Here is a 2065-nt window from a genome sequence, read left to right on the forward strand (position 1 = left end):
GATTATGCCAAAAAATAGTGGACGAACTTTTGGAAATTAACCGTCGTTGGCTCAATTATTACAAGAAGGGTGAGCGGGCTATAGAGTTTGCACTGTGTACGTTATAAGCTTTATGTCCCCCTGTCAGTAACTGATCATTATTCTTTTTCATCAACAAGCAACTATGGTAAAACGCTTTCTTACCAAAGACATGCTCGACTTTGAGGCTCCAGATCAAGTCAAGGAAGTTATCCAACCTCAAGGGCGTCCACCAGAAACAGATCCTACTTTAGGTATCCGTCCGGAATTAAGTATTGAAGTTAACCAAAAGCCAGGCACTCCCCGACATCGACTAGTCACTATTGGTGATTCCCTAAGCCATGGCGTCCAGAATGGAGCAATTTTTAACACTGACCTATCCTATCCCATGATGATTGCTCAAGAAATGGGTTGGGAAGAACACCTGCGCCGTCCCAGCCAATATGGTGAATTGGGTGGATTGCCCCTGAATCTGGAGTATTTAGTTCGGCGCTTAGAGGGACAGTTTGGTGACCAGATCGACTGGTGGGAATTAGCACCAGCCCTGTTTTCAATCCAGCAATATATGGACGACTTAGAAGATTATTGGGAACGGGGTCCCGGTTGGCAAGGGGGCGTTGGTTCTACTGTTGCTATGCACAAAGGAATTAACCACAACCTCGCTATTTATGGGTGGAATATCACAGATATTATTTCTAACGACGCAGATACTCTCAGAAAAACAATCGAGGCACCAACGGATGATCTATTGCGGCAAATTGTTGAGAATGGCAACGAACATGCGGCATTAAGGGTTTTGGACTCGGCGCGGGATTCAGAGGGTAAAGCACTTACCCCAGTCCAAGCTGCGGTCGCACTAGGGCAAGAAGGAAGTCTAGAAAACGGTGAGGGAGATGGTATTGAAACCCTGATGGTCATGATTGGGGCGAATAATGCCATGGGCACCGTTGCTCAACTGCAGGTCAGATGGAGTTGCGATCGCGATTCAAATTCACCACAGTCCAATCAGCCACCTACGATCTGGTGTCCGGAAGATTTCAAAGCTGAATGTGATCAAGTAGTTGAGCAAATCAAGCAAATTAAAGCTCGCCATGTCATTTTGGCTACAGTTCCCCATGTCACCATTGCGCCCATTGGTCGTGGAGTAGGACATAAGATGGCTACTGGCTCGCGATACTTCCCCTACTACACCCGTCCTTGGATTAGCGACAAAGATTTCGACCCCAACCGTGACCCGCACATTACCGGACAACAAGCCCGAGCAATTGATAGCGTCATTGACCAGTACAACGACTATATTGCTGATGCTGTACGTCAGGCTCGAAAAGAAGGTCGAGATTGGTATTTATTTGAATTAGGAGGATTACTAGATTGCTTAGCTTATCGACGTTATATTGAAGACTCCGACGCCCGACCAGATTGGTGGACTCCCTATCAGCTGCCACCGGAACTAGAAGCGCTTTCACCAGTACCGGATACTCGCTTTTTTAGATCCGATGCCACCGGTCGCACCAGCGGTGGTTTCTTCACCCTAGATGGCATTCATCCCACTACTATTGGCTACGGTATCGTTGCTCAAGAAGTGATCAATATTATGCAGCAACAAGCTGGTGTCAAGTTTTATCGCAAAGACGGTTCCACAGAGCGTCATGATCCAGTCAAGATCAATTTCCAGCGCCTGATTGCTCTAGATACCCTGATTTCCGACCCACCGAAATCTTTATCGAGTAGTCTGAAATGGCTGGATTGGCTCGATCAGAATTTGCAGATTTTCCAGCGCTTACTAAGAAAGGGGAATTGAAGAATTAAGAATTTAGAATGAAGAATTTAGAATGAAGAATGAAGAATTGAGAATGCAGAAATTTTCAATTCTAAAGCCCAAATTCTAAATTCTGGCCTGCTCTGTTAGGGCTAACCATCTTAAATACGGGAAGGGGACTCCCGTTATAAACGTTAGTTTTAGCGGGTTTAAAGTTACCGTAAGATAGTGGAGCCTTGTCAGCCATGCAAAGCGCGAGTGGGGGAAACCACGGCAGTCGCTCATGGT

General features: G+C 46.2%; 1 protein-coding gene. It reads left to right on the forward strand.

The genetic code is table 11. From position 1 onward, the window contains the following. Positions 1-163 precede the first annotated feature (163 nt). A complete protein-coding gene (locus F6K49_RS43605; protein WP_293107979.1) occupies positions 164-1819 on the forward strand; it encodes a hypothetical protein in 1656 nt (551 codons plus the stop codon). Positions 1820-2065 lie beyond the last annotated feature (246 nt).

Source organism: Moorena sp. SIO3I6 (assembly GCF_010672095.1).

Coding starts and splice junctions, on each gene's coding strand:
- F6K49_RS43605 (WP_293107979.1), top strand. CDS start 164: ATGGTAAAACGCTTTCTTACCAAAGACATGCTCGACTTTGAGGCTCCA.